11 protein-coding genes are annotated in these 16,160 nt (G+C 69.7%); 2 read left to right on the top strand and 9 right to left on the bottom strand.

What is annotated here, in order from left to right; all coding sequences use genetic code 11:
- Window positions 1–3 precede the first annotated feature (3 nt).
- The 6 genes from lepA to Q7C18_RS03265 all read right to left on the bottom strand — a co-directional run bounded on the left by lepA (window position 4) and on the right by Q7C18_RS03265 (window position 7,487).
- Window positions 4–1,860, bottom strand: coding sequence for a translation elongation factor 4 (gene lepA, locus Q7C18_RS03290; protein WP_311024174.1), 1,857 nt, complete (start codon window positions 1,858–1,860; stop codon window positions 4–6).
- Window positions 1,861–2,060: 200 nt separating this feature from the next.
- Entirely contained in the window at window positions 2,061–2,321 is a 261-nt protein-coding gene (gene rpsT / locus Q7C18_RS03285) for a 30S ribosomal protein S20 (RefSeq protein ID WP_070158590.1), read from the bottom strand.
- Between the two features lie 246 nt (window positions 2,322–2,567).
- The gene (gene holA, locus Q7C18_RS03280) at window positions 2,568–3,647 is read right to left on the bottom strand and encodes a DNA polymerase III subunit delta (RefSeq protein ID WP_139827546.1); all 1,080 of its coding nucleotides are present in this window, start codon (window positions 3,645–3,647) and stop codon (window positions 2,568–2,570) included.
- Between the two features lie 146 nt (window positions 3,648–3,793).
- Window positions 3,794–4,792: a MaoC/PaaZ C-terminal domain-containing protein gene (locus tag Q7C18_RS03275; RefSeq protein WP_311024170.1), complete on the bottom strand. Its 999-nt coding sequence runs from the start codon at window positions 4,790–4,792 to the stop codon at window positions 3,794–3,796.
- A gap of 6 nt (window positions 4,793–4,798) precedes the next feature.
- Complete coding sequence (locus Q7C18_RS03270) at window positions 4,799–6,157, bottom strand: 3-oxoacyl-ACP reductase (RefSeq protein ID WP_311024168.1); 1,359 nt, start codon at window positions 6,155–6,157, stop codon at window positions 4,799–4,801.
- Between the two features lie 7 nt (window positions 6,158–6,164).
- Window positions 6,165–7,487, bottom strand: a complete 1,323-nt coding sequence (locus Q7C18_RS03265) for an acetyl-CoA C-acetyltransferase (protein ID WP_311024166.1) — start codon at window positions 7,485–7,487, stop codon at window positions 6,165–6,167.
- Window positions 7,488–7,604: 117 nt separating this feature from the next.
- Between Q7C18_RS03265 and Q7C18_RS03260 the strand changes: the two genes are divergently transcribed.
- Both Q7C18_RS03260 and pepN read left to right on the top strand, forming a co-directional pair.
- A complete protein-coding gene (locus tag Q7C18_RS03260) occupies window positions 7,605–9,701 on the top strand; it encodes an acyl-CoA dehydrogenase (protein WP_311024164.1) in 2,097 nt (698 codons plus the stop codon).
- A gap of 113 nt (window positions 9,702–9,814) precedes the next feature.
- Entirely contained in the window at window positions 9,815–12,508 is a 2,694-nt protein-coding gene (gene pepN, locus Q7C18_RS03255) for an aminopeptidase N (protein WP_311024162.1), read from the top strand.
- A gap of 185 nt (window positions 12,509–12,693) precedes the next feature.
- On the opposite strand, the gene tatC is transcribed toward pepN, so the two are convergent.
- The 3 genes from tatC to Q7C18_RS03240 form a co-directional block, all read right to left on the bottom strand.
- Complete coding sequence (tatC, locus tag Q7C18_RS03250; RefSeq protein WP_237089886.1) at window positions 12,694–13,458, bottom strand: twin-arginine translocase subunit TatC; 765 nt, start codon at window positions 13,456–13,458, stop codon at window positions 12,694–12,696.
- A 93-nt stretch (window positions 13,459–13,551) separates the two neighbouring features.
- Complete coding sequence (gene tatA, locus Q7C18_RS03245) at window positions 13,552–13,812, bottom strand: Sec-independent protein translocase subunit TatA (RefSeq protein ID WP_085437056.1); 261 nt, start codon at window positions 13,810–13,812, stop codon at window positions 13,552–13,554.
- Window positions 13,809–16,160 (bottom strand): WYL domain-containing protein, encoded by a 2,352-nt coding sequence (locus Q7C18_RS03240; protein ID WP_311024160.1) that lies wholly within the window; start codon window positions 16,158–16,160, stop codon window positions 13,809–13,811. Before Q7C18_RS03240 ends, tatA begins: the two co-directional genes overlap by 4 nt.

Here is a 16,160-nt window from a genome sequence, read left to right as displayed (position 1 = left end):
TGCCTACTTCTTGCCCTTCTCGCCGCCACCCTCGTCGGAGGACAGAGCAGCGATGAAGGCCTCCTGAGGCACCTCCACGGTGCCCACCATCTTCATGCGCTTCTTGCCCTCCTTCTGCTTCTCCAGCAGCTTGCGCTTGCGGCTGATGTCTCCGCCGTAGCACTTCGAGAGCACGTCCTTGCGGATGGCGCGGATGTTCTCACGCGCGATGATGCGCGAGCCGATGGCCGCCTGGATCGGAACCTCGAACTGCTGGCGCGGGATGAGCTCCTTCAGACGGGAGGCCATCCTCACTCCGTAGGCATAGGCATGGTCGCGGTGGGTGATCGCGGAGAAGGCGTCCACCTTGTCCCCCTGCAGCAGGATGTCGACCTTCACCAGGTCGGCCGCCTGATCACCCTCGCCCTGCCAGTTCAGCGAGGCGTAGCCCTTGGTGCGGGACTTCAGCTGATCGAAGAAGTCGAAGACGATCTCCGCCAGGGGAAGCCTGTACCGCAGCTCCACACGTTCCTCGGAGAGGTAGTCCATGCCCTCCATGGTGCCGCGACGAGCCTGGCAGAGCTCCATGACAGCTCCGACGAACTCACTGGGGACGATCACCGTCGCGGCGACCACCGGCTCACGGATCTCCGAGACCTTGCCGTCGGGGAACTCGCTGGGGTTGGTCACCACGTGGACCTCGCCGTCCTCCGCCGTGACTTCATAGATGACGTTCGGCGCGGTGGAGATCAGGTCGAGGTTGTACTCGCTCTCCAGACGCTGGCGGGTGATCTCCAGATGCAGCAGGCCGAGGAACCCGACGCGGAACCCGAACCCGAGAGCCGCCGAGGTCTCCGGCTCGAAGCTGAGGGCGGCGTCGTTGAGCTGCAGCTTCTCCAGCGCCTCGCGCAGCACCGGGAAGTCCGAGCCGTCGATGGGGAACAGCCCCGAGAACACCATCGGGCGGGGCTCGTCATAGCCACCGATGATCGCGTCGGCAGGCTTCGCCTGCGAGGTGACGGTGTCACCGACCTTGGACTGACGCACGTCCTTGACGCCGGTGATCAGATAGCCGACCTCTCCGACGCCGAGCCCCTTGGTCGGCTCCGGCTCCGGGGAGGAGACGCCGATCTCGAGCAGCTCATGGGTGGCTCCGGTGGACATCATCTTGATGCGCTCGCGATGCCCAAGACTGCCGTCGACGACGCGGACGAAGGTCACCACGCCGCGGTAGGTGTCGTAGACCGAGTCGAAGATCATCGCGCGTGCCGGTGCCTGCGCGTCGCCCTCCGGGGCGGGGATCTCCTCGACGATGCGGTCCAGGAGCTCCTCCACGCCTTCACCGGTCTTGCCCGAGACGCGCAGCACATCGGCGGGGTCGCCGCCGATCAGGTGGGCGATCTCCTCGGCGTACTTCTCGGGCTGGGCCGCCGGCAGGTCGATCTTGTTCAGCACCGGGATGATCGTCAGGTCATGTTCCATGGCCAGGTACAGGTTCGCCAGCGTCTGGGCCTCGATGCCCTGGGCGGCGTCCACCAGCAGCAGCGCCCCTTCGCAGGCGGCCAGCGAGCGGGAGACCTCATAGGAGAAGTCCACGTGGCCGGGCGTGTCGATCATGTGGAAGGCGTAGGTCTCGCCGTCGTGCTCCCAGGGCATGCGCACCGCCTGGGACTTGATGGTGATGCCCCGTTCACGCTCGATGTCCATGCGGTCCAGGTACTGGGCCTTCATCTCGCGGGGCTGGACGACTCCCGTCAGCTGCAACATGCGGTCCGCGAGTGTGGACTTGCCGTGGTCGATGTGCGCGATGATGCAGAAGTTCCGGATCACGCCAGGATCGGTCGCGGCGGGCACCAGAGGAGTGCGGGCCTTCGGAGACACGTGCGAGTGGTCCTTCCCTCGGGGACGGGATGTCGGGCTGACGCTCCATTCTTCCATGAAACGGGCGCAGCACCGTGCGGAGGACGGACTCGGCGCCCGGAAGACGCGACCCGGACGCCGCGGGCCCCGCCGCACCATGTGCGACGGGGCCCGCGGCACCCGACTCCGCGGCTGCGGAGACGAGCGTGATCCGGGATGGATCAGAGCGCGTTGACCTTGGCGGCCAGACCGGACTTGCGGTTGGCGGCCTGGTTCTTGTGGATGACGCCCTTGGAGACGGCCTTGTCCAGCTTGCGCGCGGCCTCGCGGTGCGCCGCCAGCGCGGCGTCCTTGTCCTCGGCCGCGACGGCCTTGCGGACCTTCTTCACCGCGGTCTTCAGCTCGGACTTGACGGCCTGGTTGCGCAGGCGAGCCTTCTCGTTGGTGAGGATGCGCTTCTTCTGAGACTTGATGTTTGCCACGTGTTGTCTTTCTGTCTGGGTTCACTGTGTGGTGAGGGCTGCATCCCTGCTTGGGCGGCAGAAGACAGACTGAGTGGCGTGGGGTTGCCATGGCGAATGCGCGACGTCATCAGGCAGAGGGGCCTGACGCCGCGCAGAGAGCTCTCTGCCGCAGGGAGTGCCGACCGCGAGGGCCGTAGACACTGCCTATAGATCGTAGCAGAGAACACGGGGCTCGTCTCACCTGGGGCGGTGCCGACGCTGGACTCACCGCCCGACGGACCCGGCGATGATCCCGATGGCGCGCTCCACGGCGTACTCGGGCGTCCGGGAAGCTCCCTTGGCCTCCGCGTCGGCGCGTGCCACCGCTTCCACGGCGGCCGCCGCCCGGTGGGACTGCCAGCGTCGGGCCGTCTCGGCGGCCTGACGCAGCTGCCAGGGAGGCACGCCGAGGTCCGAGGCCAACCGGTCGGCGCTGCCCCGATGGTCCACCAGGGCGGCGATCTGGCGCCCCTTGCGGGCCAGCGCGGCAGTCACGGCGATCGGCGAGACTCCGGTGGCCATCGCGTGGCGGTACAGCCGGGTGGCGGCGTCACGCCGCCCGTCGAATGCCGCGTCGGCGACCTTGAAGGCCGTCGCCTCCACCCGGCCGCCGTGGTACCGGTCAACGTCCTCCTCCGTGATCGCTCCCGGCACGTCCCGGATCAGCTGCTGGCAGGCTCCGCCGAGGTCCGACAGGGAGGATCCGGCGGCTGCCACGAGTGCTCGGGCGGCGTCGGGCTGGATCTCCCGACCCGCGGCACGGAACTCGCGCCGGAGGAAGTCCATCTTGTCCGTGTCGGACTTCGCCGCCGCGCAGTCGACGACGACGGCTCGCCCGGACATCGCATCCAGGAGCTTCTTGCCCCGGTTGCCGCCCGAATGACGCATCACCACGGTGACTTCGGCGTCAGGGGCCTCCCCGAGATAGGAGAGGGCGTCCTCCAGGAAGGCGTCGTTCATCTGCGCGAGATCCTCCGCCAGGATCAGGCGCGCCTCGCCGAAGAGCGACGGTGAGGCCACGGTGGCCAGCTCGCCGCGGGCTGCCGCACTGACGTCGAGCCGGGTGTACTCCAGGTCAGGGTGAGCACTGCGCAGCGTGGCTTTGATACGGTCCATCGCGCGGGACGCCAGATAGTCCTCAGGTCCACGCAGCAGCATCAGCGGCGCAGGTTCGACGAGACGGAAGTCCTCACCGGCGCGTGGTGACGCACCCTTGCGCCCGGCGGAGCCTCCGCCCTGGGTGCGCTGCCCCGCCCCCCGTCGCCCTGCTCCTCGCTGTCCTGCCCCGCGCTGTGCCGCTGCCATGTCTCCATCCTAGGCGGTGTCCAGGACTCGGACGAGGTGACCGTGCTCGCGACGCGGCGGCCGCCCCACGCAGGGTCGACAGCGGCCGGGCCCCGTCGATGTCTCGACGGGGCCCGGCCGGTGTCTGCGTACCTGCGGGTTGCGGATCAGGCAGGACTGGCGAGCTCTCCGGTGAAGTGTCGGCGCCCCTTGCGCGGATCCCATCCGGTGAAGGTCTCCACAACCTGACCTGCGGAGGCATCGACGCCTCGGCGCTCGGCGTGGAAGGCGACGGTGCAGGGCAGGCGCATCGGTGCCTCGAAGGTGATGCGCCACCGGTGCCCCGCGTCGTCGGGCTCACGCCCCTCCAGCATCCGGCCGGCGGCGTACATGCCATGCACGATCGCCCGGGGCATGCCAAGCATGCGGGCGCTGACGGAGCTGATGTGGATCGGGTTCCAGTCTCCGGAGACGGCGGCATAGCGGCGGCCCATGTCGGCGCCCAGACGCCACTGTCCGGTCTTGGCGGGCGGAATGAACTCCTCACGCTCCGACGACTCCGGCTGCCTCTCAGGCTCACCGTCGCCCGGGCGACCGGCCAGGTGCGCGCCCCGGCTCAGATAGGTCGACACCCCCCGCCACAGCACCTCCGACTCCGCGGGGCGCCCGACGTCCGCGGCGTCCGCGAGCACCTCCACGACGGCGTCGAACTGTGTGCCGCGCCGGTGCGGGCGCAGACCTTCGGTCCAGGCCTTGATCTGCACCGGCTCGTCCACCGTCACCCGGCGACGATGCTCCACCGTATTGCTCAGGTGGACCATGCCCATCAGCGGCAGCGGAAACGCCTCCTCGGCGAGCAGACCCATCTGGACCGGGAAGGCCAGGATGTGGGCCAGCACCGAGGGCAGGCCCCGACGGTGCACGCCGTCGAAGGGCTCCCCGCCGAAGAGCAGGCGGTACTGCTCCAGCTGCTGGGCCGAGGCACCGGGATGCCGCGCGACCACGGCGTGCCCCGGCAGCTCGTCCGCGGCCCCCGAGGATCGTGGGGCCACGGCCGAACGGGCGGACTCCCAGCCGGCGTGGACGTAGATGTCCTTCAGCGCGGGCAGCTCGATCCGACGGACGTCGACAGGACCTGTGCTCTGCTCCTCGATCCGATCAGTCATACCGGCTCAGGCCCCCACCAGGTTCTGACCACAGACACGCAGCGTCAGTCCGCTGGTGCCGCCGGCCGCAGGGGACGCCAGGTACGCGATGGTCTCCGCGACGTCGTCGGGACGGCCTCCCTGGTTGAGGGAGTTCAGGCGTCGGGCCACCTCACGCGTGGCGAACGGGATCTTCGCCGTCATCTCCGTCTCGATGAACCCGGGCGCCACGGCGTTGATGGTCCCGTGACGAGCCTCCAGCTGAGCTGAGCTCGCCGCCACCATGCCCATCACCCCAGCCTTCGAGGCCGCGTAGTTGGTCTGCCCCCGGTTGCCCGCGATGCCCGAGGTCGAAGCCAGGGAGACGATGCGCGGCCCGGACGTGCCCTCCGGCCGGTTGAACAGGTCATCGGCCAGCAGCGCGCGGTTCATCCGCAGCTGGGCCTCGATGTTGACCGCGATGACCGAGTCCCACCGCGCCGGGTCCATGTTGGCCAGCAGCTTGTCGCGGGTGATGCCGGCATTGTGCACCACGATGTCCAGCCGGCCATAGTGCTGCCGCGCGTGGGCCAGGATGCGTTCCCCGGCGTCGTCGGCCGTGATGTCCAGCTGCAGGGCCGTGCCGGAGACACGGTTCGCCGTGGCGGCGAGCTGCTCGCCCGCCGCGGGGACGTCCACGACGATGAGCTGGGCACCGTCGCGATGCAGCACCTCCGCGATGGAGGCGCCGATCCCTCGGGCCGCGCCCGTGACCACCGCGACCTGACCCTCCAGGGGGCGATCCCAGTCCCCAGGGAGCACACCGTTGACGGAGTCCACGGTGAGGAACTGCCCAGAGACGAAGGCCGACCGCCCGGAGAGCAGGAAGCGCAGCCCTCCTGCCACGGAGGGTGCGCCGGCGTCGAGGTCCTCAGCGAGGACCAGTCCGTTGGTCGTCGCGCCGGCCCGCATCTCATGGGCCAACGACCGGGTGAGGCCCTCCACGCCCTTGCGTGCGGCCCGCAGCGCCGGGTCCGAGGCGGCATCAGGGCTGCGGAAGACCGTGACGACCCGCCCGGACGGTGCGACCTGCTTCAGCATCCGACCGAGGCCGAGTGCGGTCTCGCTCAGGTCCGCCGGAGTGGAGATCGCGTCGAAGCAGGCGATCACGGCCGAGACCCGCTCGCGGGGCTCCACATGCCGGCGGACGTCCACGTCCCACGTCAGCAGCAGTGAGGCGATCTCATCCGAGACCGTCCCTGTTCCCACGACGACGACGGGCCCCGGCACCACGGGCGCGCCGGGTCGATGCCGTCGCAGCCTGGCCGGCTGCGGCAGGCCCAGGGCGGAGGTCAGCCGGCGCCCCAGCGGCGTATTGGCGAACTCGGTGTAGGTGTCGCGTGCCATGGACTGCTCACCGCCCTTCCAGAATCGCGGTGATGCCCTGCCCGCCTGCGGCGCAGACCGAGATGAAGCCGAGCTTGCCCGGCTTGCCGTGCAGCATCTTGGCCAGGGTGGCCACGATCCGTCCGCCCGTGGCGGCGAAGGGGTGGCCCGCGGCCAGGGATGAGCCGTGGATGTTGAGCCGGCTGCGGTCGATGCGCCCCAGAGGCGCATCGAGGCCGAGCTTCCCGCGGCAGAACTCCTCGTCCTCCCAGGCGGCGATCTGCGCCAGCACGGTCGAGGCGAAGGCCTCATGGATCTCGAAGTACTCGAAGTCCTCGAAGGTGAGGCCGTTGCGCTCCAGCATCCGGGCGGCGGCATAGGCGGGAGCCATCAGCAGCCCCTCGGCACCGTCCACGAAGTCCACGGCGGCCTGCTCATAGTCGACGAAGGTCGCCAGCTGCGGCAGGTCGTGGGCCTCGGCGTAGTCCGTCGAACCGAGCAGCACGGCGGAGGCGCCGTCGGTCAGCGCGGTGGAGTTGGCCGCCGTCATGGTGGCCTCCTCCCCCAGATCGCGTCCGAAGGCGGGGGCGAGCTTCCCGAGCTTCTCCAGCGTGGAGTCAGCACGGAGGTTGGTGTCCCGCTGCACACCCTTGAAGGGGGTGACCAGGTCGTCGAAGAAGCCGTCGTCATAGGCGGCGGCCAGGTTCTGATGGGAGGCCAGGGCGAGCTCATCCTGCTCCTGACGCCCGATGCCCCAGGCGTGGGCGGTCACCGCCATGTGCTCCCCCATGGACATCCCGGTCCGGGGCTCGTTGACGCCGGGAGCCTGCGGGGCCAGGTGCCCGGGACGGATCTTCGCCAACGCCTTGAGCCGCTGTCCCGGCGTCTTGGCCCGGTTGGCCTCCATGAGGATCCGGCGCAGGGCGTCGGTCACCACGATCGGGGCGTCCGAGATGGAGTCCACCCCGGCCCCGATGCCGGACTCGATGCGGCCCAGCCGAATCTTGTCCGCCAGCGAGCCGATGGCCTCCATGCCGGTGGCACAGGCCATCTGGACGTCGGTGGCCGGCGTGGCCGGATCCAGCGGAGTGCCCAGCACGGACTCCCGCACCAGGTTGAAGTTCTTCGAATGCTTCATCACCGCGCCGCCGGCGACCGACCCGATCCGCTGTCCCTGCAGCCCGAACCTCGCCACGAGGCCGTTGAGGGCCGAGGCCAGCATGTCCTGGTTCGATGCGGTGGCATAGGCGCCGTGAGCGCGGGCGAAGGGGATGCGGTTGCCGCCGATGACGACGACGTCGCGCGTCTGGACGGTGCGTGTCTGGGCGCTCGTCCGGTCAGTGGTGGTCACGAGGGGTTCTCCTCCAGTCGGTGGACCAGGACTTGTCTTTATTACTGCTCAGTATCTTAGACTATCTGTGTTGATCATCACTGTCACACTCCCCACGCGGGCGTAAGGAGTCGGACCATGAGTCAGACCACGAGTCACACCACCACTGACACTACTGAACACGAGGTGTCCTCACCATCCCTGGACACCGGTCTCCTCGAGGAGGTTCTGCTCGGACGGTGGGCGGACACCCGCCGAGTCTCTCGCGCCCTCGCCGCCGAGGACCGGTTCCATAAGATCGAGGGCCTGACCAAGGAGCAGCACCGCGAGCGCGTGCTCGGTCAGCTCCACGAGCTCGTCGCCGCCGATGCGGTCCACCGCGCCTTCCCGAAGGAGTTCGGGGGCCAGGACGCGCCGGGCGGGAACATCGCCGCCTTCGAGGAGCTCGTCACCGCCGACCCCTCGCTCCAGATCAAGGCGGGCGTCCAGTGGGGACTGTTCGGCTCCGCCGTGCTGCATCTCGGCACCGAGGAGCATCACCGACGCTTCCTGCCGGGCATCATGGACCTCAGCGTGCCGGGCGCCTTCGCGATGACGGAGATCGGCCACGGCTCGGACGTGGCCTCCATCGGCACCACGGCGACCTACGACCCGGCCGCCGATGAGTTCGTGCTCCACACGCCGTTCACGGCAGCCACCAAGCGGTTCCTCGGCAACGCCGCCGTGGACGGCAAGGACGCGGTCGTCTTCGCCCAGCTCATCACAGGGGGCGTGAACCACGGGGTGCACTGCTTCTACTGCCACCTGCGGGACGACGACGGCCAGCCGCTGCCGGGCATCACCATCTGGGACGACGGCCAGAAGGGCGGCCTCAATGGGATCGACAACGGTCGGATCGCCTTCGACTCGATCCGGATCCCGCGCACCTACCTGCTCAACCGTTATGGGGACGTCGCCGCCGACGGCACCTACACCTCCTCCATCGAGAGCCCCGGCCGCCGGTTCTTCACCATGATCGGCACCCTGGTCCAGGGGCGCGTCTCGCTGTCCGGCGCCTCAGTGGCGGCCTCCAAGCTGGCCCTGATCGGCGCCGTCACCTACGGCAACCAGCGGCGCCAGTTCAACGCCTCCTCCCCCGTGGAGGAGGAGGTCATCATGGACTACCAGCTGCACCAGCGCCGGCTGATCCCTCGCCTGGCCACCACCGTCGCACTGACCTTCGCCCAGGAGAAGCTCCTGGCGAAGTTCGAGGACGTGTTCTCCGGCGCCGACGACTCCGACGAGAACCGCCAGGAGCTCGAGACGCTGGCCGCGGCCATCAAGCCGATCGCCACCTGGCACGCCCTGGACACGCTGCAGGAGGCCCGTGAGGCGTGCGGTGGAGCAGGGTTCATCGCGGAGAACCGTTTCGCGACGCTCCGCGCGGACCTCGACATCTACGTCACGTTCGAGGGTGACAACAACGTGCTGCTGCAGCTGGTGGCCAAGCGGCTGCTCAGCGACTTCGCCGCCGAGTTCAAGGACGCCGACGTCGGGGCGCTGTCCCGGTACGTGGCCTCGCAGGCCCAGTCGACGGTGCTGCACCGCTTCGGCCTGCGGCGGGCGATCCAGTCCGTGCAGGACACCGGCGACGAGCGTCGCAGCGCGAACTGGTTCAAGCAGACCGAGGTGCAGCGGGATCTGCTCACCGACCGGGTCCGGCAGATGGTCACCGATGTGGCCGGGGAGCTGCGGAGCGTGGCCCGCAAGCCCGCCGCCGAGCAGGCCGCCACCTTCAACGAGCACCAGCACGAGATCATCCAGGCGGCGACGGCCCACGCCGAGCTCCTCATCTGGGAGTCCTTCACCGAGGCGCTGGACGGAGTGGAGCACGCGGGGACCCGTCAGGTGCTGACCTGGCTGCGCGACGTCTACACGCTGACCAGGATCGAGGAGAACCTGGACTGGTATCTGCTCAACGGCCGGATCTCCTCCCAGAGGGCCCGCACGCTGAGCCCCTACATCAACCGGCTGCTGGCCCGCCTGCGCCCGCTGGCGCAGGACATCGTGGACTCGTTCGGCTACACCGCCGATCATGTGCGCATGGAGGTCGCATCCGGTGCCGAGCAGCTGCGTCAGGAGGAAGCGATGGAGCACTACCGCGTGCTCCGCGCCTCTTCGGACGCACCCGTGGACGAGAAGATCCTGCTCAAGCGGCGCCAGCAGGAGCGTCGGGGGCGACGTACGGAACGCTGAGGCTCGGAGACGGGGCGGGCAGGGCCGCACAGGGCCGGACTGGGCTGCACAGGGCCGGACCGGGGTCGCGACCCGGCTTTGCCCGCCCCGTCGGATGCGGCTTGAATGGGGTCATGACGATCACTGACACTGACGCATCCCCCGGAGCGGAGACCCCGTTCCCCCGGGCTGCGGAGGAGAACCTGACCAGGGACGAGGCCGCGTCCCGCTCTGCGCACCTGACGGTGGACGCCTATGAGGTCGACGTGGACCTCTCGGGCGCCGCCGCCGAGGGCGCCTCGACCTATCCCGTCTCCACCCGGATCCTGTTCCGCAGCGCCTCGCCCGGGGCAGAGACGTTCCTCGACTATCTGGGCGCCGCGGTGGAGGAGGTCATCCTCAACGGCGCTCGCCTGGACCCGGCGGACCATGTGGGCTCCGCACGGATCCGACTCCCCGAGCTGGCGGCCGAGAACGTGGTGGAGATCCGGTCCTCCTCCCGCTACTCCCGCTCCGGGGAGGGCCTGCACCGCTTCGTGGACCCCTCCGACGGGCAGGTCTACCTGTACACGCAGTACGAGCCCGCCGACTCCCGGCGCGTGTTCCCCGTGTTCGAGCAGCCGGACCTGAAGGCCACGTTCCGCTTCTCCCTGATCGGCCCCCAGAGCTGGGAGCTGCGGTCCAACGGCGCGGAGGTCTCCCGGGACTCGGTCTCCGGCACCGCCGCAGGGCTCGACGGTGAAGGCCTGGTCCGCGTCAGGTTCGCCGAGACGCGACGGATGTCCAGCTACATCACCGCGCTGCTCGCCGGACCGTACCACCGCGTGGACGGCTCCTGGGCGGGCGGGGTGGAGGGAGAGTCCCCGATCGAGGTCCCGCTGGCGGTGCTCTGTCGAGCCTCCCTGGCCGAACACCTCGACTCCGAGGAGCTCCTCGAACTGACCCGCTCAGGCTTGGACTTCTTCCACGCCGAGTTCGCCTTCACCTACCCGTGGGGCAAATACGACCAGGTCTTCGTCCCCGAGTACAACCTCGGCGCCATGGAGAACCCGGGCCTGGTCACATTCACCGAGAAGTACGTCTTCGACACCGACGCCACCGACGCCCAGCGCGAGACCCGAGCCAACACGCTGATGCACGAAATGGCTCACATGTGGTTCGGCGACCTCGTCACCATGCGCTGGTGGGACGACCTGTGGCTCAAGGAGTCCTTCGCCGACTACATGGGGTCACTGGCGGTGGACGAGGCCACCGACTGGACCACCTCCTGGATCTCCTTCGCCAACGGCCGGAAGGCCTGGGCGTATGTGCAGGACCAGCTGCCCACCACGCATCCGATCGTCGCAGACATCACCGACCTGGAGGCGGCCGACCAGAACTTCGACGGCATCACCTACGCCAAGGGCGCTTCGGTGCTCAAGCAGCTCGCGGCCTTCGTCGGCCGCGAGGCCTTCCGCGAGGCTGCCCGTCGGTACTTCGTCCGGCATGCCTTCGGCAACGCGAGCCTGGACGACTTCCTGTCGGTGCTCGGCGAGGTCTCCGGCCGCGACATGACCAGCTGGGCCGCGGCCTGGCTGCAGACCGCCGGCGTGCCGGAGCTCGCCGCATCGGTGGACGACGCCGGCCGCGTCGTGGTCGAGGAGCGCGGCACTGATCCCGCCACGGGTGGACCGATCAGCCGTCCGCACGTCGTGGAGGTCGGCGTCCACGTGCTCGACGAGACCACCGGGGCCCTGCGGCGCACCGGATCAGAACGCATCGCCCTCGAGGGCCCCCGCGTGCTCCAGGAGCTGACCCTCCCCGCCACGGGTGCTCCGCGGCTGCTGCTGCCCAACGAGGAGGACCTCACCTACGCCAAGCTCAGCCTGGATCCGGAATCCGTGGCGGCAGTACTGACCCACCCCGTCGAGGACCCGCTCGCGCGTGCCACCGTGTGGGCCGCCCTGTGGTCCATGGTCCGCGACGGCGAGCTGCCCGCGGCCCGGTTCCTGGAAGCGGTGATGACTCTGGGCCTGCAGATCGAAGAGGTCGTCGTCGTCCAGGCGCTGCTGCGGCAGAGCGACCGTGCCCTGGAGGCCTTCACGCCGGCGGGGGAGCGGGAGCGGCTGCAGGAGCAGTTCGCCGCCCGCCTGGCCGAGTTCATCGCCGAGTGCCACGGCGGTGACCGCCAGCGCGCAGCGGCCCGCACCCTGGCCACGATCTCGCGTCGCACGCCCGCACAGCTGGACCTGCTGGCGGCGCTGCTCGACGGCGAGGCCGCCTCCCTGGGGATCACCGGCCTGGCGCTGGACGAGGAGCTGCGTTGGGCGTTCCTGCAGGCGCTCACCACCCACGGACGGGTGGAGCGCGACGCCCTCGACGCCGAACTGGCCGGCCGCACCACGGCGCGCGGGCGGATCGCCCACCGGCTCGCGCTGGCAGCCCGCCCTCGCCCCGCGGTGAAGAAGGAGGCCTTCGCCCAGGCGATCTCCGGCCGGGACGACGACGGCGAGGAACTGTCCAACGATCACCTCACCGCCACGGTGGAGGGCTTCCGCTGCGGTCCGGCCGAGCTCGTGGACGCCTATGAGGAGGACTACTTCGCCGCCGTCGTCGACGTGTGGGAGCGGATGAGCCAGGGTCAGGCCACGCGTGTGGTCGCCGGGCTGTTCCCCGGCGCTCAGGACCTGACGGCCGGAGAGAAGCCTCAGGAGCACCCGACGGCCCGCCGCACGGCCGACTGGCTCGCCGCCCATCAGGACGCTCCGGCGGCGCTGCGGCGGTTGCTCATCGAGGAACAGGACCATCTGCTGCGCAGTCTGCGCGCCCAGCAGTCGGCACGGCGGTAGACCGGGCTCAGCAGAACTGGGCTGGGCTGGGCGGGACTGGGCAGTACCGGGCTGGGCGGACCTGGGCTGACCAGTCCTCGGCTGATCAGTCCTCGCCCCTGCGGCCCGCAGAAGATCGTCTCTCCGTGAGAGATCGCCCCCTGATTCGGCGACGATCTCTCACGGAGAGACGATCCGCACCCCGCTCAGGTGCGGGTGATGAGATCCTCGGTGGCGGCCTCGCGAGCGGCCACCCGCTTCTCCCGGCGCTTGTCATTGAGCAGACACAGCACGATCGCGACCCCGAAGAGGACCACGAGCGGACCGGCGATGAAGAACATGGTGATCGCATCGCCGCCGGGGGCCGCCATGGCCGAGATCAGCGCGATGAACATCAGGGTCCCCCGCCAGCTCTTGAGGACCCGACGCCCGGTGATCAGCCCCATCATGTTCACTCCCACCAGGATCACCGGGATGACCATCGCGACCCCGAAGGCCAGGAAGAGGTGCAGCACGAAGGTGAAATAGACGTCCGGAGCGATGATGTTCGACGTGCCCTCGGGGTTCAGGGTGAAGAAGAATCGGATGGCCTGCGGCAGGACCACGTAGGCCAGGCCGATGCCGATCACGAACAGCGGCACCGAGGCGGCGATGAACCCCAGGGCGTAGCGCTTCTCCTTCTTCTGCAGCCCGGGCATGATGAAGGCCCACAGCTGGTAGAGCCACACCGGCGAGGAGATCACGATCCCGACGAACAGCGAGATGCGGATCATCAGGTCCAGCGGCTGGCCGACCGTGTTGAAGGCGATCTCGGTGCTGCGGTCCACATCGTCGAAACCGATGACCGGCGCGCTCAGCAGCGCGAAGATCGTGTCATAGAGGAAGAACCCCGCGACGGCACCGACCACGATCCCCAGGCAGGCCTTGATGAGCCGATTGCGGAGTTCGCGCAGATGCTCCTTCAGGGGCATCTTCCCCTCAGGGTCTCTGCGGCGTCTCGACTTCCTGCGACGTCGTGGCGATGAGGTGCGGGGAGCGTCGTCGTGCGTCCCTGCCATCGGTCCTCAGGCGTGGTCGCGGCGGTGCTGTGAGCTGCCGCGCGGGGTGTCGGTGGGGTCCACCACACGGCCCTCCACCGCGGGACGCTCGGCGTCGCCGGTCTCGGGGTCCTTGGAGTCAGACTCGTCCTGCATCGTGCGGACCTCGGATTTGAAGATCCTCATCGACTGACCCACGGACTTGGCCAGCTGTGGAAGCTTCGGCGCACCGAACAGCAGGATGATGAGCAGGGCGATGATGGCGATCTGCCAACCGGTGATGTTCATGGAGTGCGTCCTTTCGTCTGGCCCCCAGGATACTCCACCGAGCTGGACGCACCGTCGCCCAGGGCCGCCAGCCCCCGTTCGGCTCGACGCACGACCTCCCCGGCAAGCTCCTCCGGCTGCAGCACGGTGACGTCGCCCCCGGAGCGCAGCGCCAGATCGACGGCGATGGACCCGCTGCGCAGGGCGACCTCCACCGTCCGCGCGCCGTCCTCTCCCCAGACCTCCCGCACGGGCGCCCAGGCATCAGCGTCGGCCGCCGCCGAGGGGGCGAAGCGCAGGATCACGAGCTCGTCATCGCGACGACGAGGGACCTCCGGGCGGCGCGCAGGCTCGGTCGCGAGCGCGCGGGCCTGATCGCTCAGCGGCGTGTCCGGCATCGGCGTCAGGTCCAGCACCCGGCCGAGCAGGAAGTTCCGCTCCCCCTCCACCGACCGGCACCAGGCCCGCAGGTAGGTGCGGGCGCCGTCGTGCAGCAGCGTCACGGGGTCCACGACGCGACGGGTCCGGCGGTTCTGGACATCTTCGTAGAGGAGTTCGACGGCGTGCTCGCCGTCGAGGGCCTTGCGCAGAACGGCCTCGTGGCCGAACTCGTCGGCGCTCTGCCAGGCCACACTCAGCTCGGCGGCAGTGGCGTCGAGCTCAGCCGGAACGATCGCACGGATCCTGTCGCGCAGGCGCGCGGCGGCCTGCCGGACCGGCTCGGTGTCCGGATCCTGGGAGGCGATGAGACCCTCCAGGGCGATCAGCACCGAGAGCGCCTGCGGTGCGGTCAGCCGCAGCGGACGCCCCAGCGTGTCCTGAAGCCGCGGGCCCGGCAGGGCGATGCGGATGACCGGGTCCTCTGCCAGCAGCTGCTTCTCGAACACGCGACGCGTCAGCGGAAGCTCTGGGTCGATGTCGATGTAGTGCCCGAACTGCGCGGAATCGAAGGCGGCCGACTGCTGCAGGGAGAGAAGATCCCGGTGCAGCTGACGAGGCGTGATGCTGTAGCGCTCCAGCAGATCGCTGGCCCGTGCACCGCCGGTGGCGTGCAGGTAGGCGGCCATCGACATGACCCGGGCGATCTTCGCTCCGGCGTCGTTGGTCGTCGAGGTCCGCGGCGCCCTCAGCTCCTCCGCCGGAACCGGGCTGTCCCGATGCGCCCGGCGCACAGCTTCCAGGTGACGCCGGACCAGCGCCGTGAGTCGCTCCCCGGAGAGCACCCGGACCCGCGGCAGCGCGACGGCGATCTTCCCCAGGAAGCTGTCGTGGAGCGTGGTCTCGACCGTGAGTCGGACAGCTTCGTCGTGGAACGCCTCAGAAGACACAGGATCGTGACGCGCATGCGGCAGGAAGGTGGCCGCGACGTCGGCGTCGGCCTCCAGCTCCACCGTCTCCGTCCCGTGGGCCGGGCCGAGGGTCTCGAGCTGCTCGCGGGTCACCTGCGGGGGGTCGATGCGGCCGTCGGCGATCTGCTCCAGGACGGTCCTGACGGAATCGTCCGGCGCCGTGAGCCGGGTGATGTCGCCACGGATGCGGTCCAATCGGTAGACACGGACGGCGTCGCGGTCAAGATCGTGGCCCACCAGATACCAGCCGCCGCGGGAGCCTACGCCCAACGGCACCGTGCGGCGCTGTTGGGCGCGATGCCGGCCTCGCGGACTGTAGGTGAACGCCACTGCCGCAGTCGTCAGGGAGTCGGCGAGGGTCCCGAGGTGGTCGAGCACGTGGTCGTCGGCCAGACCCAGTCTCACCGATGCCGGAGGCGGCAGAGCGCCGGGCACCTGGGCGGCCTCCGGATCGGCAGTCGAAGCGGCCGCGGCACGGTCGCCCGCCGGCTCCGAGGCCTGCAGGGCCGTCAGCGCGCCGGCGGCCTGCCGTATGGCCGCCTGTGCTCGGGTCCCGCTCCACAGCAGCTCGGCGTGCCGCAGGGCGATGACCTCGTCCGCCGGAATCCGCAACGGGGGCAGCCCGTGGGCCTCCGGATCGATGACGTAGCGGAAGTCGTGGTCACCGCCGTGGCCGTCCCGCCCCTCGTCCTCGGAACCCAGGGACGTGATGTCGATGCCGAGCCGCCGCAGCGTCCGCTTGTCCCGGTTGAACTGCTGCTCGAAGGCCTCCCGGGAGGTCTCGCCCTCGGGACGGTAGTGCTCGACCCGCTCCCGGATCTCTGCCTTGGAGAGGCCCACGGGGGCGGCGTCGATCAGCGTCGCCGCCAGCGAGAGCGCGCGGCTGACGCCGGTGTCGGCGAAGGCGTCCTGTCGCTCCGCCTCAGGAGCATGCGGCGTCGTCCCGTAGACGAAGCCCCCCTGCCCCTCGGCGCCGATCCGGTCCGGCCCGCCTCGGCTGCGGTGGCGATACCCGACCAC

Origin of the sequence: Nesterenkonia sp. CL21 (genome assembly GCF_031705515.1) — a bacterium.
In the GTDB taxonomy this organism is placed as follows: Bacteria; Actinomycetota; Actinomycetes; order Actinomycetales; family Micrococcaceae; genus Nesterenkonia; species Nesterenkonia aethiopica.
The sequence above is the reverse complement of the archived record's forward strand: the minus strand, read 5'-3'. Positions and strand labels throughout refer to the sequence as shown.

Excerpts from the sequence above, each read along its gene's own strand:
- holA (WP_139827546.1), bottom strand. The coding sequence starts at position 3,647 with ATGGCAGCGGCACAGCGCGGGGCAGGACAGCGAGGAGCAGGGCGACGG.
- Q7C18_RS03275 (WP_311024170.1), bottom strand. The coding sequence starts at position 4,792 with ATGACTGATCGGATCGAGGAGCAGAGCACAGGTCCTGTCGACGTCCGT.
- Q7C18_RS03270 (WP_311024168.1), bottom strand. The coding sequence starts at position 6,157 with ATGGCACGCGACACCTACACCGAGTTCGCCAATACGCCGCTGGGGCGC.
- Q7C18_RS03260 (WP_311024164.1), top strand. The coding sequence starts at position 7,605 with ATGAGTCAGACCACGAGTCACACCACCACTGACACTACTGAACACGAG.
- pepN (WP_311024162.1), top strand. The coding sequence starts at position 9,815 with ATGACGATCACTGACACTGACGCATCCCCCGGAGCGGAGACCCCGTTC.
- tatC (WP_237089886.1), bottom strand. The coding sequence starts at position 13,458 with ATGCCCCTGAAGGAGCATCTGCGCGAACTCCGCAATCGGCTCATCAAG.
- tatA (WP_085437056.1), bottom strand. The coding sequence starts at position 13,812 with ATGAACATCACCGGTTGGCAGATCGCCATCATCGCCCTGCTCATCATC.